Raw genomic sequence first — 18,966 nt, forward strand, 5'->3', positions numbered from 1 at the left:
TTATCGTTTCGAGTGTCACCTCGGGCAACTGTTCGGGCGAATCAAGGGAGAATCCGGCGTGGGTACCAAGCTACACGGCGATCGCTGAGATCCAGGCTCTCACGGTGGCCCACGCCGGCTCTCGACACCTAAACTGCCAGATTGCGAACAGATAAGGCTCTTACGCGGCATCCATGCCGCGTAAGGTCCCGCGACGGTGGGCGGGCAAGGACCAGTCGAACTGGTCGGTTTTCATGGCTTTCAACAAAGCAATCAGCAGACTGTCTGGTGCGGTGTCCTCGCCGATTGCGGGACCGTGTGGCGGCATGGATGCCGCCACCGAGCCCCCAGGGACGGGTTCACGGCGTGTCCCGCGAGCGGTGAGGACACCGCGCACTCGACCAACCAGGCTTTCGACGTTTTATTGCCGCTCTAGTGTCAACCAACGCTAGTCGCGGTTCCGGGCAGCATTCATTCTGGACATCTAGGACATCGACGGATACTCCGTTGATGGCCGTTCGTCAGGTGGCGTTAGTCACCTTCAATACACGTCGCGGCGATAGCACCCTTTGCGCAGCAGGTCTTGTCTGACATCGGTGCCGAGAATTGACTCAAGCGTCTGGTCGACTTCGGGTGCCATGCCGCGCAGGCTGCCGCAGACGTAGATGCAGGCGCCTTGATCGACCCACAGACGTAGGTGGTCGGCGGAAGCGGCCAGTGCGTGTTGTACGTAGCGCACTGACTGTTGTTGATCGCGTGAGTACACCAGATTCAAGCGTTCGATCCAGCCATCGCGTTGCCACTGCTGCAGTTCGTCGGCATATAGCGCATCGTGGGCGGCATTGCGTTCGCCGAACAGCAGCCAGTTGCGACGTGCGCCGGCTGCGATACGGGCGCGTAGATGCGCGCGCAGTCCGGCGATGCCGGTGCCGTTGCCGATCAGCAGCATTGGGTGCTCGGGTGCAGGCGGGTGAAAGCCGGAGTTGCTGCGCAGGCGCAGCGCGATGGGCGCGCCGATCGGTGCATGGATGCAGAGCCAACCACTCCCCAGGCCCAGGCTGCCGTCGGTGTGCAGGTGCTCGCGCACCAGCAGTTCGACGTGGCCTTCTTCTGGAATGGATGCGAGCGAATAGTCGCGATGGGGCAGGGCGGCAAGGCGGCGCACCAATGCATCTGCGTCTAGCGATGAAGTTGTGCCTGTAGCTGCACCTGTATCAGTGGCTGTGACTGTGTCAGTACCTGGGCCGATTTTGACTTTGGCATCGGCATCGGTGCCAGCACCAGCACTTGGGCCGGGGCCGGCAATGGCACACACATCGACACCAACATCGATATCGGCATCGACGGGAAGTTGCGCGCCGCTTAGCCATTCGCGCAGCGTGCGTCCGTCGATGCGCTGGGCGCCATCGCGCTGGTTGCGTTGCAGCCAGGACTCCACCGCATTCGGTGCGTTGTGCGGAACGATCTCCGCAATATCGCCTGCGCTCCATTGCGGCAACGTGCCATCGCAAGGCGTCAAACGCAGTCGGTAAATCGGTGCGCCCGCACTGCCGGGATTGATGTGGACACGCTCGCGTAGCTGCCAGGCGGTGTAGGCCGGCAGGCTCCAGTCGGGTTGTGCCGCAAGTGCTGGCGCCAGCTCTGCCAGACGCCGTTGCCATTGCTGCAAGGCGCGCGGGTCAGCATTGTCGACCTCGATGCGTTCGAACAAACGTGTGGCGCCGCGTGCCTGCAGGCGATCGTCGATGCGTCGGCCAAATGCGCAGAATTGGGCGTAGCCACGGTCGCCCAACGCCAGCACGGCGTACTGCACGGCCGTCAGATCCTGCGCATCGCCGGCCAGCCAATCGCGCTCGGCTGTTTGCGCATGATCGGGTGCATCGCCTTCGCCGGTGGTGCTGACGATGCACAGCAGCCGCGGCACACGTGTGAGTTGATCGACATCGACGGCGTCCAGTGGCAGTGCGTGCGCGCCGATGCCTGCCGACTGCAGCGCGGCCACGCTGCGTTCGGCCAGTTCACGCGCAAATCCGGTCTGGCTTGCCCAGACGATCAGCACGCCGCTGGCGTCTGCGCGCCGTGCGCCCACGCGCCGGCGTGCGCGTAACAGCACGACCGCGCACAGGCCCAGGTAGAGCGTCAGCCCAAGACCTGCCAACTGCCAGCGACGCGGGGTTGGTGCGCTCCACCATGCACCAGCATGCAAGCCGCTCAGCCATCCGACGATGGCTGCAAGGGCAAGCAGAACCAGCCCGTTGCCAAGCCACACGCGAAGGTTATTGGCGGTCATGACGCAGCCAACTGTTGCTCGAAGGCCGGACTCATGGATTCAAGCAGAACGCCGTCCTTGCGCGTAAGAAAACGCACGGCCAACGCTGCAGTGCGTGCATAGGCAAGCCCGGCATCGGCGCCAAGCACGGTCATCGCAGTGGCCCAGGCATCGGCCTGCATCGCATTGCGTGCGAGCACGGTGACTGCTGCGGGCGCATGCGGAACGGGCGTCCCGCTGCGTGGGTCGAAGGTGTGCGCATAGCGGATGCCGCCAGCATCGAAGCGGTGCCAGCGATCACCGGACGTGGCGACCGCCAGTCCGTCCAGCGACAGCACACGTGGCGGCAACGCAGCACCGGCGTCTTCGTCGGGTGCGGATTCGACCAGTACGCGCCACGCGCTGCCATCGGGCTTGCGGCCGTAGCCGAACAGTTCGCCGCCGACTTCGATCAATGCGCTGTCGATGTCGGCCCGCAGCAGCGCGCGATGCACGCAGTCCACACCGAATCCCTTTGCAATGCCGGATAGATCCAACGCCAGTGCGCCAGGCTGCAGCACGCGCATGCCGTCCAGTTGCAGACGTCGCCAGCCGCAGCGCGCGCTGGCCAAGGCGATCTGATCGGCTGCAGGCACCTGCCGTCGCCCGCCCGAGGCACCGAAGCCCCATAGCTCGACCATGGGGCCGACTGTGGGGTCGAAGGCACCATCGCTGGCTTGTGCGATCTGCAGAGCTGAGCTCAGCACTGCATGAAATTCATCAGGTAGGGTCTGCCACTGACCAGCGGTAGCGCGGTTGTAGCGGCTGATGTCCGAATCCGCTTCCCAGGTGCTCATCTGCGCGACCACCCGATCGAGCGCGGCCTGGATGCAGGCATGCAACGGATGCAGATCGCGCCCACGCGGCGCAATCAGTTTGACGCTCCAGGTGGTGCCCATGCTGCGGCCGCCAAGGGTGGCGATGGCGTGGTCGGCGGAAGACGATGCAGGCATGGAGAAATCTTATGAAGGCGGTGCGGCAGGATGCACGCTGCGTGCAGTCCTGCCGCGTGCGTGCGGATTACTGCGGCAGCACTTCCAGCGTTGCGACGTAACCCAGACGACGCTGCTTGGCTTGCGGCAGCGAGGTTTTCTTGTCTTCGGTGGTGGTTTCCAGCCAGTACATGCCGGCTTCCGGCCAGGTCACGCTGAAGCCGCCCTTGGCATCGGTCTTCAGCTTGATCTCGTTCTGCGCATCGCGATAGCGGGTGCCGCCGCGCACGATTTCGATCTCCAGCCCGGCTGCCGGCTTGCCATCCAGTTGCAGCGTGAACTGCGCCGCCTCGCCGACGACCAGATCGTTGGGATGGGTCACTGGAATCAACTCGATGCCCTTGCCGCTGGGCTTGAAGACCGTGGTGGTGGGCGCACCGCGGGTGACGAAGGTTTCCACGCGATTGAAGGACTGCGAGACCTGCAAATCCTGCGCATTCTTCGGCACCTCGGTGGCGAAGCGGGCTTCGTCGCCGCGCCAGCGCTTGGGCTTGCCGTCTTCCTTCCAGTTGGCGAACAGGCCGGCGTTGACGATACTGAGCTTGTAGGTGCCGGGCTGGGTGAGTTGCAGGTCGAACACGCTGCGGTACTTGCCAGTGGCCGGATTTTCCGGCTTGAGCGCGCTGCCATCCGGCGCGGTGATGCTCAAGTTATCCAGGCGCAGCGGCACGTGATTGAAGTAGAACAGGTCGTTGGAGACGGCTGCATCCACTGTGATCCACGGCGCTTCACCGGCGATGACGGTCTGCGACGGCAGCAACCAGGCCTTGTGGGCGAGTGCACTGACCGGCAGTGCGGCGAGCATGGCGATCAGGACGAGAGAACGTTTCATGACAACTCCTTGAAGGACGATGAGGACGGTGAATCACGTGTCTGATCAGCGCGAGGGTGTGGCGCTGCGTGGATGCGTGGGAAGCGATGTGTGTTTAGTGAAGCGATGCAATGCAATGCGCATCTGCGCCGGTGCTTGCCGCGCACGTTGTGTGCAGCGGCCGACAGCCGGCGCAACACTCAGGGCTTTGCGACCAGGCTGACGGCACCGAGCTCGCTGCTGCCGCTGGCCTTTGCGGTTTGCGAAGTCGTTGCCGGCCAGGTGAAAGGCACCTTGACCAATTCGCGGCCGCCGACTTCGCGCGCGGCTTCCACCACCAGCGTGTACTGGCCGGCCGGCAGCGACTTCAACGTACCCTTGGTATCGGAGAACGACAGCGCGTGTGCGCCGGCCGGGCGAGTGGGGCCGGTGACGCCGTCGACCGGCACATCCAGGGTGCGACCGCTCTTGCGCCACCACTGGCGCAGGTCCGGCAACCACTTGGTGCCGTGGCCTTCGGCGGTGTCCTTGGATTGATACCAGACCGACAGATTGGCAGCGACCTTCTGGTCTGCACCTTCCAGCCAGATCGCCACATACGGGCGGTGATATTCGGCGACGTTGAGCTTGGGGATTTCGACATTGATGTCGAGCGTGGCCGCATACGCCGGCATGGCGAGCAGGCCGCTCAGGGCGATGGTCAGGGTGGCGCGCATGGTCGTCTCCGGTGCGAAAAAGTCAGTGGATCAACAGCAGGGCGAGCAGCAGTGGAATCAGCAGACCCAGGCCGACCAGCGGCCAGGTCATGCGGCGCTGGCGCGCATGCAGGTGCAGCAGGAACAGCCCGGTGATGCAGAACACCAGGCAGGCGATGGCGAACACGTCGATGAACCAGCCCCAGGCCGGCCCCGCATTGCGTCCCTTGTGCAGATCGTTGAGATAGGCGATTGCGCCACGTCCGGTGCGTTCGTACTCGATCGCACCGGTGCTGCGGTCAAGGCTCAACCACGCATCGCCACCTGGCCGTGGCAACGCGACATACACCTCGTCGGCCGACCATTCGCCGCTGCGTGTGCCGACGCTGATATCCAGTTCGCGCCCCAGCCATTGCGCCACGCGTGGCGGCAGCGGTGCATTGCCTTCCTGCCGGTTGCCCAAGGTTTTCAGAAGCGCGGGCGGCAGGGTGAGCGTGCGCTGTTCGGTCGAAGGGCTGGCTTCGATGCGCGCGGCGTGATTCAAGGTCAGCCCGGTGAGGGTAAACAGCAGCATGCCGATCAGGCACAGCGCCGAACTAATCCAGTGCCATTGATGCAGCATGCGCAGCCAGAAACCGCGACGTTGCTGGGTGGTGGCAATGGTGTCGTTGGAGGTCGACATGCTGGGCTCAGGCCGCATCCGCTGCGGCGGATACCTGCAGCAGCGCTTGCCGTGCAGCGATTTCGCTCAGCAATGCCTGCAAGCGTGGCTGGCGCGCACTTGCCAGCAGCGGTGTGAGTTGTTGCAGAAAGCCGGCATGTCCGCCTGCGATCGCACGCCGCATCCAGTGCTCGGCCTGATCGAGGTCGCCACCATCTGCGAGCAAGGTGGCGTAATTGGCCTGGCCGCGGAAATCGCCTGCTTCGGCAGAGCGGCGATACCAGTCGCGCGCAGCGATTGGATCGGCATCGCAGGCCAGTCCTTCATCCAGATAACGCGCCAGAAAGTTCATCGATTTGGCATGCCCGCGCTCGGCAGCAGTGCGATACAGCGCCAACGCCTGCGCGTGGTCCTGCGCCACGCCACGGCCGGAGCCATACAGATGCGCGAGGTTATACATGCCCCAATCCAGCCCGTGCTCGGCGGCGCGGCGATACCACAGCGCGGCCAATACGATATTGCACGCAGTGCCGAAGCCGAGTTCGTGGCAACGCCCCAGCTGATTCATCGCTTCCGCATGCCCTGCATTGGCGGCGACTTCGTACCACAGCATCGCCATGGCCGGATCGGCCGCGACGCCGCGACCTTCGGCGTATATCTGCGCGAGCAGCAGCTGTGCCTCCACATTCTGGCGTGCAGCGGCCTTGCGCAGCAGTGCCACCGCGTGATCGGGTTGGGTACGCAGCAGGACGATCAGCTGCGCGGTGTCCAGTGCGGGCTCAGACATCGGCCCATTGCCGCAACAGGTTGTGATACACGCCGGTGAGCTGGATCAGTGAAGGGTGACCGGGGGTATCTTGCGTCAGCCGGCGGATGGAGACATCCAGCTCGAACAACAGGCGGCGCTGCGCATCGTCGCGCAGCATGCTTTGGGTCCAGAAAAAACACGCCACGCGGGTGCCGCGGGTCACCGGCATCACCCGATGCAGGCTGGTGCCGGGATAGATCACCAGGTACCCGGCCGGTAGCTTCACCGATTGCGTGCCGTAGGTGTCTTCGATCACCAGCTCGCCGCCGTCGTAGCTGTCCGGGTCGCTGAGAAACAGCGTGGCGGAGACGTCGGTGCGGATGGGGTCTGCGCCGCCGCGACTGCGGTCGTAGCGGATCGCGTTGTCGACGTGATACCCGAACGACTGCCCGCCGCTGTAGCGATTGAACAGCGGCGGATAGATGCGCCGTGGCAATGCCGCCGAAAAAAACGTGCTGCTGCGCGAGAGCGCATCCAGCACCAGCGCGCTGGCTTCGCGCGCGATGGCACTGTCTTCGGGCAGCTGTGCGTTGTCCTTGGCCTGTGCCGACTGATGGCCGGCGGTGATGCGGCCGTCTGCCCAGTCGGCCGCGTCCAGCCGCGCGCGCAACTCGCTGAGCTGAGCGGGAGTAAGCAGGTCAGGAATGGACAGCAGCATACGGTGGTCTCCACGCCGCCCGCGCGAGGCGGGCGGCGTGTCAGAAGGTCAGAAACTGAAGGTGGCGCTCAACACCGCCGAGCGGCCTTCGCCGGGAATGGCCCAGCCGTTGCCGCCGGTGACGACGCCAGCTGCATTGACGGTGAGATTGTTGCGGATGCTGGTGTAGTACTCCTCGTCGAACAGGTTGTTGACGTTCAACTGCAGGCTGAGCCAATCGTTGACGCGTAGGCCGACCATCGCACGATGTACCCAGTAATCGTCGGTCTTGATGTAGGCCGCCGCCGAGGCGTTGTTCGCATAGAAGCCGCCCTGGTAGGTGACGCCGTAGCCGAAGGTCCACTGGTCGAGCGTGTAGGTGGTCCAGACGCTGCCGGCATTGCGCGGCGTCTGCACCAGTTCGCGGCCGGCCACCGGGTCGCCGTTCAGGCTTTCGGTCCGGTTGGACACGCTCTGCAGTACTTCGCTATCCAGGAAAGTGTAATTGGCGAAGACCGACCAGTTGTCGGTCAGATAGCCGGCGGCGCCGAGCGCGATACCGTCCACGCGTGCCTTGCCGTCCAGCACCTGTTCGGGGATCAGCGGATCGCCACTGTTGACGCGGTAGTTTTCGCGCTCGTTGCGGAACAGCGCAGCGGTCAGCGCCAGACGTTCGTTCATCACGTCCCACTTGCCGCCCAATTCGATGTTGACCGCAGTTTCCGGTTCCACATTGCAGTTGGCGCCCGCGGTGGCAGTGGCGATCGGTGTGCACGAGCCGTTGACCGAGGCCTTGGAGGGCGTCTTGCTGTTTGCGTAGGACAGATACAGGCTTGCGTTTTCGGCCGGCTTGAACACCAGACCGGCACGATAGGAAAACAGGTCTTCTTCGTTGCCGGCCGGAAAGCCTGCGGCCACGCCGGTGACATCGCCGGCGGCATTGACGGTATAGGTCGTGCTGTCGCCTTCGTTGTGTTCGTACCGACCGCCCAGATTGAGCATCCACTGCTCGTTGAACTGCAGCGTGTCGAACAGGTAGACCGCCTGGTTGCTCAGATTGCCCTTGCTGCGGCCAGTGCGAAAATAGTTCTGCGGGCCAGCCCAGATGTTGTATGGGTTGTCGAACGACTGCAGCGGGTAGGTGATGCCGGTGGTGGAGCCGTCGGCATTGCGGAAAGTGGTGCCGCTATCGAGTTCGAAGTCTTCCTTGCTGAAGGTCACGCCTGCGACCACGCGGTGTTCGATGGCGCCGGTGTGCAGGGTGGCGGTCAGGTCGGTCTGACTGTGCGCGATGAAGTTTTCGGTCTCGCGCACCAGCCCGCGCGGGCCGCTGTTGGGGTTCCAGGTGGCGGGCGGCTGGCCGACGCAGGCGCGCCCGCTGTAAGGATCGGTGCCGTTGGGCAGGCACCAGCTGCCCTGCAAGGCAGTGGTGTCGGTGGTCTGGTCCACGCGCTGCAGGCGCGCCAGGCTGCGCAATCTGACGTTGTTGTCGAAGTCCATTTCCAGCACGCCGGTCAGCATGTCCACGTCGATTTCCTGACGCGAAGTGTTGCGGTAGCCGAAGAATGTCTGCGGGTCCACGCCCGGCAGCGGACCATCGTTGAACGGACCGAGTGCGAACGGCACACCGAATTGCGGCAGGTTGTTGTCGTGCTGGTGCAGGTAGCTCAACGTGAAGCGGGTGTCCGAACCCAGCCCGAACGCCACCGACGGCGCAAAGCCCCAGCGATGGCGGAACTCTTCGTCGCGGCCGGGCACGTCCTGGGTGTGCCCCATCGCGTTCAAGCGCACCGCGGTGCCGTTTTCGAAATCGTAGTTGCTGTCGGCGGTCAGCCGGCCGTAACGATCGCTGCCACCGCCCAAGGTGACATTGGTGAAGTCACCCTGGCCGGCGGTTTTGGTCACCAGATTGATGTTGCCGCCGACCGAGCCGGCACCGGACATGGCCGAGTTGGCGCCGTTGATCAACTCCACCGCTTCGAGGTTGAAAATATCGCTGCGGTTGTATTGGGCACTGTCGCGCACGCCATCGGTGGTGATGTCGCTGCTGGCGGTGAAGCCGCGCAGGTTGATGCTGTCGCCATAGCCGCCGCCGCCTTCGCCCGCGCCGAAGGTGATGCCCGGCAGGGTGCTCAGCACATCGCGCAGCGAGAGCAGGTTCTGCTGGTCCATGGTCTGCTTGGTGACCACGGTGATTGTCTGCGGCGTGTCGCGCAGTGCCTCGGTGTACTTGGGCGACGACGGCTTCTGCGCGCGTTCCTGCTGCACCCGGATGGCATCCAGATCCACCGCGCCCGGAGGTGCCGGCGCATCGCCGGGCTGGGCGAAGGCAGGAGCGGACAGCGTCAGCAGCACGGCCGAGGTTAGCGGGGAAATCCTGGGAGTCATGAGGCGTCTCGAAGAGGAAAGCGAGGCTCCGGCCTGGCGACGGCTCGGCGGATGCGGGGATGGGGTGATGATTGAAAAAGGTGGATCGACAGTGCGCGCCGGCTAGCCCGATGCGATGTGCTGGCATGACCCGATGTCGCACACGTCAAGGCGCCGCGCTGAAAGGCGCAGGCGGGGCGGACGCAGGAGAAAACGGTCTGGCAGAGCTGGGCGCATGGGATCGCAGGGCAGGCCAGTTGTTAAGAAGGCCTGAAGGGCTGCGATCTTAAATGCAAATCATTCTTCTTTGCAATCTTTGTCGTTGGACGACGTCGCGCGGTGGTTCCCGCTGCCCGAAGCGTTGTGGCAGAAAGGTTTGTGCGCTATTTGAATTGGCGGAACGAACTGCAATTGGCGGACCAACCTAATTCACGCCTGTCTGCGGGCCGCTAATCTGCCACTTCGCTGCAGGGCCCTTGCCCGCCCACCATCGCGGGACACGCCGTGAGTACGTTCGTGTAGCAGCGATGACTGCCGCATTAGCAGCTGATCTGCGACTTGGCTGCAGGGCCCTTGCCCGCCCACCGTCGCGGGACACGCCGCAAGTACGTCCGTGTAGGCTCTTACGCGGCATCCAGGCCGCGTAAGGGCCCGCGACGGTGGGCGGGCCAGGACCAGTCGAGGTGGTCGGTGTGCATGGTTTTCAACAAAGCAACCAGCAATCTGTCTGGTGCGGTGTCCTCGCCGCTTGCGGGACCATGTGGCGGCATGGATGCGGCCACTGAGCCTCCAGGGACGGATTCACGGCGTGTCCCGCGAGCGGCGAGGGCACCGCGCGCTCGACTCACTAGGCTTTTTAACCTTGGCTTCTACGGGCAAAGCCACGATCACAGCCACATCCGACCTGCCGCACTCAACTGATCTCACCGCTCTCAGCGGTCGTCGCGTGCCCAGATGCCGCCGTGTTCGCGCTTGACCGGGAATTTGGGCACGGCGGTGTAGGCCGGGGCGCACAACGGGCGACCGTCGCGGATATCGAAGCGGGCGCTGTGCAGCAGGCATTCGATGGTGCCGGCCGCCGGGTCGAACGTCCCGGGGGACAGCTCGTAGTCTTCGTGGCTGCAGCGGTCTTCCAGCGCATACAGCTCGCCGTCGAGGTTGAAGACCACGATCGGGGCGTCGGTCACCTCATCCCAGACGGTCTGCAACTCGCCGGGCAGCAGCGCCTCGCTGGCGCAGACGAAGGTCCAGGTCTCGCTCACAGCGCTGCGCCGCCGAGCGGTTTTTCCAGCACTTCGAAGCGCAGATCCTGGCGCAGCGGCACGCCGAAACGCACGTCGCCATACGGAAACGGCTTGGTGATGCCGGTGCGGCGATAGCCACGTCGCTCGTAAAACGCGATCAGCTCATCGCGGATGTCGATCACCGTCATGCGCATCACCGGGAGCTGCCACTCGCTGAAAGCGATGCGTTCGGCTTCGGCCAACAGCGTCTTGCCGAGCCCGCTGCCTTGCAGCGACGGGTCGACCGCAAACATGCCGAAATACCCGGCGCCGTGGTCGTCGGCGATATGCGCGCAGGCCAGCAGTCGCCCGTCCTGTTCGACCAGCAGCACCAGGCTGCGGTCACGCAACAGGTCTTCGCGCAGCACGGCGGGATCGATCCGCGCGCCGTCGAGGAAGTCGGCTTCGGTGGTCCAGCCAACGCGGCTGACATCGCCGCGATAGGCGGAAGTCACCAGCGAAACGAGGGCGTCGATATCGTCGACGGTGGCGGTGCGGAAAGTGGTGGTCTGCATTGCAGCAGTTTAGCGAGAATCGGGGATTGGTGATTTGGGATTGGCTAGAGCTTGCTCGTTTCGCTTAGAGATGCACTACATGCTTCTCCGGTACGCGAAATCCACTGAGTTGCACACCGTCAGTCAACGCAGAAACGATCGGTCCGGGATCGAGCCCCTCTCCCATCGGGAGAGGGGTTGGGGTGAGGGTACGGAGCGAAGCTGCAGTGGAGCAGGATTACACGAGGCCTCGCACGTACCCTCATCCGCCCCTTCAGGGCACCTTCTCCCGGTGGGAGAAGGAATTGCGATGTCTTGGAGCTCAAAGGGTTCAGTACTTACGAATCACGAATCACCAGCTAAAAATCCCGCATCACAATCCCGAATTACCAATCCCCACTCCCGGCCCCACATTCACCCCAGCAACGTCCGCACCTTCTTCAACGCAGCAACAAAACGCTCGATCTCATCGTGCGTGTTGTAGAACGCCAGCGAGGCGCGGCAAGTGGCGGCAACGCCGTAGTACTGCAGCAATGGATGCGCGCAATGCTGGCCCGAGCGGATGGCGATGCCTTCCAGGTCGAGCAGGGTGGCCAGATCATGCGCATGCGCGCCTTCGACCAGGAACGAGACCACTGCGGCCTTGTCCGGCGTGGTACCGAAAATGCGCAGGCCTTCGATACGCTGCAGTTCTTCGGTGAAGTGTGCGAGCAACTCGGTTTCGCGCGCTTCCACGTGCGCCAGCCCGACCGACTCCAGGTAATCCACCGCTGAGCCCAGGCCGATGAAACCGGCGATGTTGGGCGTGCCGGCTTCGAACTTGTGCGGGGCATCGTTGAACACCGTGCCGTCGAAGCTGACTTCCTTGATCATCTCGCCGCCGCCTAAAAACGGCGGCATTGCCTGCAAGTGTTCGCGACGTGCCCACAGCGCGCCGGTGCCGGTCGGCCCGCACATCTTGTGGCCGGTGATGGCGTAGAAATCGCAACCGATGCCGGCCACGTCGATACGCCGATGCGGAGCAGCTTGCGAGCCGTCCACCACGGTGACGATGCCGCGCTTGCGCGCCTCGCGGCAGATCTCGCGCACCGGGTTGACCGTGCCTAGCACATTGGACACGTGCGTGATCGCCAGCAGCTTGACTTCCGGCGTCATCGCCTTGCGCAAGGCATCCAGATCCAGCGCGCCGTCCGGGGTGATCTCGGCCACGCGGATGGTCGCGCCGGTGCGTTGCGCCACCAGCTGCCACGGCACGATGTTGGCGTGGTGCTCCATGCGCGAAATCAGGATCACATCGCCGGCGCCCAGGCGCGGCAGCGCCCAGGAATAAGCGACCAGATTGATCGCAAAGGTCGTGCCGCTGCACAGCACCAGTTCGTCGGCGCGCACGTTGAGAAAGCGGGCGAGCTTGCTGCGCGCGCCTTCGAACGCATCAGTGGCTTCGGTGCCCAGCGCATGCACCGCGCGGCTCACATTGGCGTTTTGACGACGATAGAACTCGTCGGTCGCGGCAATCACCTGCAGCGGCTTCTGGCCGGTGTTGGCGTTGTCGAAATAGATCAGCGGCTTGCCGTGCACCTGCCGCATCAACAACGGGAAATCCGAGCGCACGCGCTCCCAATCCGGCGCGGCCAGTTGCGGGACGGCGGGCGCGTTCATGCCACGCCTGCCGAGGTCAGTGCGCGGTCCAGCTGCAGCGCCAGTACCGCAGTCAGCGCGGTGGGCAGCACACGCAGCGGCTCGTGGCAGAACGCGGCGCTCAGCAAACGCTGTGCATCGGCCTGCGGCAGACCGCGCGAGCGCAGATAGAACAAGGCGTTGTCGTCGAGCTGGCCGACGGTGGCACCGTGCGCGGCCTGCACTTCTTCGGCATCGATCACCAGCACCGGCTGGGTGTCGATCTCGGCATTGGCCGACAGCAGCAGATTCTTGTTCGACAGCCGCGCGTCGCTGCCGTCGGCACCGGGGCGAATGTGGATGCCGCCATGAAACACCACACGGCTGCGATCGGCGCCCACGCCGCGCCAGACCAGCTCGCAGCTGGTATCGCGTGCAATGTGCTGGATGCCCAGACGCGTATCGACATGGCGGCGGCCGTTGCCGAGCAGTACGCCATTGGCGGTGAGCTGGGCGTTGTTGCCTTCCAGGCGCACGTTGAGCTCGTGCCGCGACAGGTTGGCGCCCAGTTCCAGATCTACGCGCTGGTAGCGCGCATTGCGTGCCAGCACCGCATCGGTACGCAACAGCGAGGTGGCGTGCGCACTGTCGGCCTGCACGCGCGCATGCGACAACACCGCATCCTGGGCCAGATGCACATGCATCAGGCTGTTATCCAGATGCGCGGCATCGCCGACATGCAGGTGATGCTCGACCACGTTCAGCGCAGCGCCGGCACGCAGTTCGATCAAGTGGCGGTGATGCCAGGACAGGTCGTGCTCGCCGGCCACGCTGATAAAGACCAGGTGCAGCGGAATATCGATCTGCGCGCCTTCCTGCACACGCACCAGCACGCCTTCGTCGGCAAGCGCGGCATTCAGACGGGCGAAGATTTCATCGCTGCCTTCGAAACGGCGACCGAGCAGCTGCTGCGCGTCATCGCTGGCAGCCAGCGAGGCGGACAAGGTCTCCAGCTGCACGCCGTCGGGCAGCGTCGACAAGTCACTCAGTGCATCGGACGGGCGCCCGTTGACGAACACCAGCCGTGGCGAGGCGATATCGTCCAGCACGGAGGCATCGACCAGCGTTGGTACCAAGGGCGCAGTCTGAAAACTGCGCCGCTCCAGCTGCCGCAGCGAGGTGTATTTCCAGGCTTCGGCGCGCGGGCCGGGCAGGCCGGTCTGCAGCGCGGCATCGAGTTCGGCACGTTGTACATCGTTGCCGCAGAAACCGCGTGCGAGGGATTCCAGCAAGGCGCTCATCAGGCAGCCGCCTCGGGCACCACGCGGTCCTTGAGGAAGTGGTAGCCGTGCTTTTCCAGCTCCAGCGCCAGTTCCGGGCCACCGCTCTGCACGATGCGGCCTTCGGCCAGCACATGCACTACGTCTGGGGTGATGTAATCGAGCAGGCGCTGATAATGGGTGATCACCAGGAACGAGCGCTCCGGCGAGCGCAGCGCGTTGACGCCGTCGGCCACGCTCTTGAGTGCGTCGATATCCAGGCCCGAATCGGTTTCGTCCAGGATGGCGAGCTTGGGCTCGAGCACGGCCAGCTGGAAGATCTCGTTGCGCTTCTTTTCGCCACCGGAGAAACCTTCGTTGACGCCGCGATGCAGCAGCTCGTCCTTCAGATGCAGCACGGCCAGTTTCTGCCGCACCAGCTTGAGGAACTGCATCGAGTCCAGCTCTTCTTCGCCACGCGCCTTGCGCTGCGCGTTGAGCGCGGCACGCAGGAAATAGGTGTTGTTGACGCCGGCGATTTCCACCGGGTACTGGAAGGCCAGGAACAGGCCGGCGGCGGCACGTTCTTCCGGCGGAAGGTCGAGCAGGTTCTTGCCTTCGAACTGCACGCTGCCTGCGCTGACTTCGTAGCCATCGCGCCCGGCCAGCACATTGCCCAGCGTGGATTTGCCCGCACCGTTGGGCCCCATGATGGCGTGCACCTGGCCCGGCTTGATGTCCAGCGACAGGCCTTTGAGGATTTCTTTGCCGGCGATGCTGGCGTGGAGATTGTTGATCTTGAGCATATTCGTATCCAGTGATTGAGCCCCTCTCCCGCCGGGAGAGGGGTTGGGGTGAGGGTTCGTGCGAAGCAGCGTGCTGTTTGGGTGCACATGGCTTCGCCCCGTACCCTCATCCGGCGCTGCGCGCCACCTTCTCCCGAGGGGAGAAGGGGAAAGGTGTCAGCCGACGCTGCCTTCTAAGGAAACTTCCAGCAGTTTCTTGGCTTCCACTGCGAACTCCATCGGCAGTTCGCGGAACACCTGCTTGCAGAAACCGTCGACGATCAGCGACACCGCATCTTCCTGGCTGATGCCGCGCGCGCGGCAATAGAACAACTGGTCGTCGCTGATCTTGGAGGTGGTGGCCTCGTGCTCGACGGTGGCGCCGGGATTCTTCACCTCGATGTAGGGGAAGGTATGCGCGCCGCACTGCTTGCCGATCAACAGCGAATCGCACTGGGTATAGTTGCGCGCGCCATCGGCGTTACGGTCCACCTTGACCAGACCACGATAGGTGTTCTGGCCACGCCCGGCGCTGATGCCCTTGCTGACGATCTTGCTCTTGGTGCGCTTGCCGATGTGGATCATCTTGGTGCCGGTATCGGCCTGCTGACGATGATGGGTGAGTGCCACCGAGTGAAACTCGCCCACCGAATCGTCGCCGAGCAGCACGCAGGACGGATACTTCCAGGTGATTGCCGAGCCGGTTTCGACCTGGGTCCAGGTGACCTTGCTGCGGTCGCCACGGCATTCGGCACGCTTGGTGACGAAGTTGTAGATGCCGCCAACGCCGTTTTCATCGCCCGGGTACCAGTTCTGCACGGTCGAATACTTGATCTCGGCGTCTTCCAGCGTCACCAGCTCGACCACCGCTGCATGCAGCTGGTTTTCATCGCGCATCGGCGCGGTGCAGCCTTCCAGATACGACACATACGCCTTGTCTTCGCACACGATCAAGGTGCGCTCGAACTGGCCGGTATGGCCGGCATTGATGCGGAAATAGGTGCTCAGTTCCATCGGGCAACGCACGCCTTTCGGGATGAACACGAAGCTGCCATCGGAGAACACCGCCGAGTTGAGCGCGGCGAAGTAATTGTCGCCAACCGGCACCACGCTACCCAGATACTGTTTGACGATCTCCGGATGTTCCTTGATGGCTTCGGACATCGAGCAGAAGATCACGCCCTTTTCGGCCAGTTCCTTGCGGAAGGTGGTGCCGACCGAGACCGAATCGAATACTGCATCCACCGCCACGCCGGCCAGCCGGGCACGCTCGTGCAGCGGCACGCCAAGCTTGTCGTAGGTATCGAGCAGTTCCTTCGGCACGTCGTCCAGCGAGGCGTACTTCGGGCCCTTGGGCGCGGAGTAATAGCTCAACGCCTGGAAATCGATCGGGGAGATCTGCAACTTCGCCCACTCCGGCATCGGCATCTTCAGCCAATGCCGATACGCCTCAAGACGCCAGTCGGTCATCCATTGCGGCTCTTCTTTCTTGGCCGACAAGGCACGGATGACATCCTCGTCCAGGCCGGGCGGGAGCGAGTCCGATTCGATGTCTGTGATGAAGCCGGCGTCGTAACGTCGGCCCAGCCGTTCGATAATCTCGGCGTTCTGCGGGGGAGCAAGTTCGGTGGCCATCGGGCTGCCTACAGGTCAGGTGGTCGCGACGCGTGCGGCGATGGAACGCCGACTGCTGTCGCCAGGGAGAGAGAGGGGTTGCAACATCTGTGCGAGCGTGACGCGACGCAATGCATCGCCGACCACGTCGTTGATCAAACGCCAGTTGGAGCGCACCCCGCATGTCTGCGCGATGCCGCACTGGCTGTGGTCCTGGCTGCATTCGGTTATCGCCAGCGGGCCTTCCATTGCCTCGACGATTTCAACGAGTGTGATCTCGCTGGCCGCGCGTGCAAGCCGGTAGCCGCCATGCACGCCGCGCAAACCTTCGACCAGGCCCGCTTGCGACAACGGTTTGAGAATCTTGCTTACGGTCGGCGCTTCCAGGCCGGCCTGCTCGGCCAGCTCGCTCGCGCTGAGCACCTGATCGCCGCGTGCAGCCAATACGGTCAGCACGACGGTGGCGTAATCGGTGAGTTTGGTGACGCGCAACATGAGGAGACCAGGTAAATCCTAAAGCGGACCGAAATTGTACTCTTTCGAGTGGGGCAGGGCCAACCGCGCGGTTCAGCCGCCGGCAAGCGTCGGGCGTTGCCGTCGGCAATGCGCTTGTGCTTGGCGCATCGTCGCGCTGCGGTCACAATGAGCGGCCCCATCACTGGACCCCGTTCATGTCGCGCAAAGTTGCCGCCCGCAAGTCACGTATCCACGGCAATGGCATGTTCGCCCTCGCCGCGCTCCGCAAGGGCGAGCGCATCATTCAATACAAGGGGCGCCTGCGCACGCATGCGGAAGTGGATGCCGATGACACTGGCGATGTGGAAAGTGGCCACACCTTCCTGTTCACGCTCAGCGACGACTACGTGCTGGATGCCAACTACGAAGGCAACGTGGCACGCTGGATCAACCACAGCTGCAAGCCCAATTGCGAAGCGGTGATCGAAGAGGCCGAAGGCGACGATCGCAGCAAGGACAAGATCTTCATCGAGGCCAAGCGTGCGATCAAGGCCGGCGAAGAGCTCACCTATAACTACGGCATCACGCTGGCCGAGCGCCACACACCGCGTTTGAAGAAGATCTGGGAATGCCGCTGCGGCTCCAAGAACTGCACCGGCACGATGCTGCAGCCCAAGCGCTGAGCACGCGCGTACCGGCATCGCGATGATGCGATGCGCACTCTCTTTCAGGAGTGCGCAACCGGGAACGCGCAATACGCGGGTTCGATCTGCATGCTGACGCAGTCGATTCACTTGTTAGTGGATCGCTTCCAACAACAGCATTGCCGTCTTCCCAGACGTCTTTCGCAACAAAGGCCAGGCGATCGATGCGCCGGGCCTTTGTGTGTGTGCAACGCCTGCCGCGCAATGGCGCCGGCCAGCGAGCCCCGCGCTGGCGCAGCGCGGATCGTCTACTTGCCGGAAAGCGCTGTCGCCGGCACCAGTTGCTCGATGTTCTGATTGAAGTTCACCGCCACTCGTCCGTTCTGGATGCCCACCGACTCCACCTGCACATTGCCCATCACCGCCGCGATGGCCGGGTCGATGCGATAGATCGGCTCCTTGCGCGCGTAATCGGCCAGCCAGGCATTGAGCAACTGGCGGGTGCTGTGATCGAGCTTGGCGCCGGCATTGGCAGGGCGGAAGTCATCGATGGTGGGTTGATCAAGATAAAAGCCTTGCTTGGCCACGTCGTAGCGCAGCGCACTGGTCAAGGTCACGTTGCCGACCGGTGCCGGCGCGCCGCCTGCGGTGGCCAGGGCCAGATCGAAGGCCATCTTGAGCCGGTCGCCCGGCGGCAGCGACAGCGCCGGATTGCTGACCGTCATTTCGACCAAGCCACCCAGTGCGTCATGCGTCTGCGGGAAGCGGCCACCCAGGAATTGCTGCAGATCGCTGCCCTGCACACTGATTTGATGTCCCTGGATCTGCGGCGTGGCCCAGGCACCGGTGACGGGCATTGCCAGGGCGAGGGCGAGCATGGATCCGGCAAGCGAACGCAGTTTCATCGGGTGACTCCGGTAGCAGATGACATCACCTTAGTCTGCGCCGGTGAACCACGGGTTAGCGCAGCACCGGCTGCAGCGTTGCCGAATAGATCTCCCATGTATCGCTGCCGGCACGGGGTTGGAGTCGATACGCACCGACCAGACGCTGCGTGCCGGCGGTGGTGCGCACGGTCAGTTGCACCGGCACTTCGATCAGCTTGGGCGGATGCTGCTGGTCCAAGGCAATGGGTGGATCGTTGTTGATGCGCATCGATTGGATATTGGTGATGCCGCGTAGCGCTGCGTCGTCCGGCACCGGTGAGGGACGACCGCCGGTCCACAGCGCATCGGCATCCGCGCGTGCCGCACCGGGTAGTGCGCCCAGATACCGATGCACGGTGGCGCTTGCTTTGGCGAATTCGGCGCGCGCTGCGGCGTCGGGCGTTGGCGCCAGTGGTGCGGGCGCTTCAGCGTCGGTGACTGTGCTTGGATTACCTGTCACAGCCCGGGTTGGCGACGAGGGCGCAGCAACAGACGTGCGTTTGTCTTCGGTGCGCTGACAACTGCAGCCAGCGATTGCAGCGGCAAATACTACGATTCCAGCCCAGCGCATGGCGCGTCCCCATCCCCGATGCGCGCAGTGTAACGGTCCGCGCAATGCGGCGATGCAGG

General features: G+C 63.8%; 18 protein-coding genes and 1 pseudogene. 2 read left to right on the forward strand and 17 right to left on the reverse strand.

The annotated features are described in order from the left end of the window. Positions 1 to 520: 520 nt before the first annotated feature. The 8 genes from ABS769_RS12360 to ABS769_RS12395 all read right to left on the reverse strand — a co-directional run bounded on the left by ABS769_RS12360 (position 521) and on the right by ABS769_RS12395 (position 9,279). A complete protein-coding gene (locus tag ABS769_RS12360; protein WP_317061913.1) occupies positions 521 to 2,269 on the reverse strand; it encodes a flavodoxin domain-containing protein in 1,749 nt (582 codons plus the stop codon). Continuing rightward, positions 2,266 to 3,240, reverse strand: a complete 975-nt coding sequence (locus ABS769_RS12365) for an FAD:protein FMN transferase (RefSeq protein WP_317061914.1) — start codon at positions 3,238 to 3,240, stop codon at positions 2,266 to 2,268. The genes ABS769_RS12360 and ABS769_RS12365 overlap by 4 nt, the downstream gene beginning before the upstream one ends. Positions 3,241 to 3,307: 67 nt before the next feature. Then, entirely contained in the window at positions 3,308 to 4,111 is an 804-nt protein-coding gene (locus ABS769_RS12370; RefSeq protein WP_104551643.1) for a DUF4198 domain-containing protein, read from the reverse strand. 179 nt (positions 4,112 to 4,290) lie between these two features. Further along, complete coding sequence (locus tag ABS769_RS12375) at positions 4,291 to 4,806, reverse strand: DUF2271 domain-containing protein (protein WP_317061915.1); 516 nt, start codon at positions 4,804 to 4,806, stop codon at positions 4,291 to 4,293. 22 nt (positions 4,807 to 4,828) lie between these two features. Further along, entirely contained in the window at positions 4,829 to 5,467 is a 639-nt protein-coding gene (locus ABS769_RS12380) for a PepSY-associated TM helix domain-containing protein (RefSeq protein ID WP_317061916.1), read from the reverse strand. A 7-nt stretch (positions 5,468 to 5,474) separates the two neighbouring features. After that, positions 5,475 to 6,233 carry a tetratricopeptide repeat protein gene (locus tag ABS769_RS12385; RefSeq protein WP_317061917.1) on the reverse strand — a complete coding sequence of 253 codons (759 nt, stop codon included), beginning with the start codon at positions 6,231 to 6,233 and terminating at the stop codon, positions 5,475 to 5,477. Continuing rightward, a complete protein-coding gene (locus ABS769_RS12390; protein WP_317061918.1) occupies positions 6,226 to 6,912 on the reverse strand; it encodes a Fe2+-dependent dioxygenase in 687 nt (228 codons plus the stop codon). Before ABS769_RS12390 ends, ABS769_RS12385 begins: the two co-directional genes overlap by 8 nt. A gap of 48 nt (positions 6,913 to 6,960) precedes the next feature. Beyond that, positions 6,961 to 9,279 carry a TonB-dependent receptor gene (locus ABS769_RS12395; protein ID WP_317061919.1) on the reverse strand — a complete coding sequence of 773 codons (2,319 nt, stop codon included), beginning with the start codon at positions 9,277 to 9,279 and terminating at the stop codon, positions 6,961 to 6,963. Positions 9,280 to 9,905: 626 nt separating this feature from the next. Here ABS769_RS12395 and ABS769_RS12400 point away from each other — a divergent pair. Then, a pseudogene (locus ABS769_RS12400) lies at positions 9,906 to 10,102 on the forward strand (hypothetical protein); the annotation flags it as partial. Positions 10,103 to 10,190: 88 nt separating this feature from the next. Here ABS769_RS12400 and ABS769_RS12405 read toward each other — a convergent pair. From ABS769_RS12405 to ABS769_RS12435, 7 genes are all read right to left on the reverse strand, one after another. Beyond that, entirely contained in the window at positions 10,191 to 10,520 is a 330-nt protein-coding gene (locus ABS769_RS12405) for a non-heme iron oxygenase ferredoxin subunit (RefSeq protein ID WP_006448901.1), read from the reverse strand. Continuing rightward, positions 10,517 to 11,056 (reverse strand): GNAT family N-acetyltransferase, encoded by a 540-nt coding sequence (locus tag ABS769_RS12410; RefSeq protein WP_205394197.1) that lies wholly within the window; start codon positions 11,054 to 11,056, stop codon positions 10,517 to 10,519. The genes ABS769_RS12405 and ABS769_RS12410 overlap by 4 nt, the downstream gene beginning before the upstream one ends. 393 nt (positions 11,057 to 11,449) lie before the next feature. After that, a complete protein-coding gene (locus ABS769_RS12415; protein ID WP_317061920.1) occupies positions 11,450 to 12,694 on the reverse strand; it encodes a cysteine desulfurase in 1,245 nt (414 codons plus the stop codon). Next, positions 12,691 to 13,953, reverse strand: coding sequence for a Fe-S cluster assembly protein SufD (gene sufD / locus ABS769_RS12420; RefSeq protein WP_317061921.1), 1,263 nt, complete (start codon positions 13,951 to 13,953; stop codon positions 12,691 to 12,693). Before sufD ends, ABS769_RS12415 begins: the two co-directional genes overlap by 4 nt. Next, positions 13,953 to 14,717 (reverse strand): Fe-S cluster assembly ATPase SufC, encoded by a 765-nt coding sequence (sufC, locus tag ABS769_RS12425; RefSeq protein WP_317061922.1) that lies wholly within the window; start codon positions 14,715 to 14,717, stop codon positions 13,953 to 13,955. Before sufC ends, sufD begins: the two co-directional genes overlap by 1 nt. A gap of 156 nt (positions 14,718 to 14,873) precedes the next feature. Next, positions 14,874 to 16,331 (reverse strand): Fe-S cluster assembly protein SufB, encoded by a 1,458-nt coding sequence (gene sufB / locus ABS769_RS12430; protein ID WP_006448896.1) that lies wholly within the window; start codon positions 16,329 to 16,331, stop codon positions 14,874 to 14,876. Between the two features lie 15 nt (positions 16,332 to 16,346). Then, positions 16,347 to 16,805 carry an SUF system Fe-S cluster assembly regulator gene (locus ABS769_RS12435; protein ID WP_023904615.1) on the reverse strand — a complete coding sequence of 153 codons (459 nt, stop codon included), beginning with the start codon at positions 16,803 to 16,805 and terminating at the stop codon, positions 16,347 to 16,349. 176 nt (positions 16,806 to 16,981) lie between these two features. On the opposite strand from ABS769_RS12435, the gene ABS769_RS12440 reads away from it, so the two are divergent. Continuing rightward, positions 16,982 to 17,449 (forward strand): SET domain-containing protein, encoded by a 468-nt coding sequence (locus ABS769_RS12440; protein ID WP_006448894.1) that lies wholly within the window; start codon positions 16,982 to 16,984, stop codon positions 17,447 to 17,449. A 269-nt stretch (positions 17,450 to 17,718) separates the two neighbouring features. Here ABS769_RS12440 and ABS769_RS12445 read toward each other — a convergent pair whose 3' ends face one another. Together ABS769_RS12445 and ABS769_RS12450 are read right to left on the reverse strand one after the other, a co-directional pair. After that, positions 17,719 to 18,315 carry a DUF1439 domain-containing protein gene (locus ABS769_RS12445; RefSeq protein ID WP_006448893.1) on the reverse strand — a complete coding sequence of 199 codons (597 nt, stop codon included), beginning with the start codon at positions 18,313 to 18,315 and terminating at the stop codon, positions 17,719 to 17,721. A gap of 55 nt (positions 18,316 to 18,370) precedes the next feature. Then, positions 18,371 to 18,907, reverse strand: a complete 537-nt coding sequence (locus ABS769_RS12450; RefSeq protein ID WP_430544160.1) for a hypothetical protein — start codon at positions 18,905 to 18,907, stop codon at positions 18,371 to 18,373. Between the last annotated feature and the right edge of the window lie 59 nt (positions 18,908 to 18,966).

Source organism: Xanthomonas hortorum (assembly GCF_040279205.1).
GTDB lineage: Bacteria > Pseudomonadota > Gammaproteobacteria > Xanthomonadales > Xanthomonadaceae > Xanthomonas > Xanthomonas hortorum_F.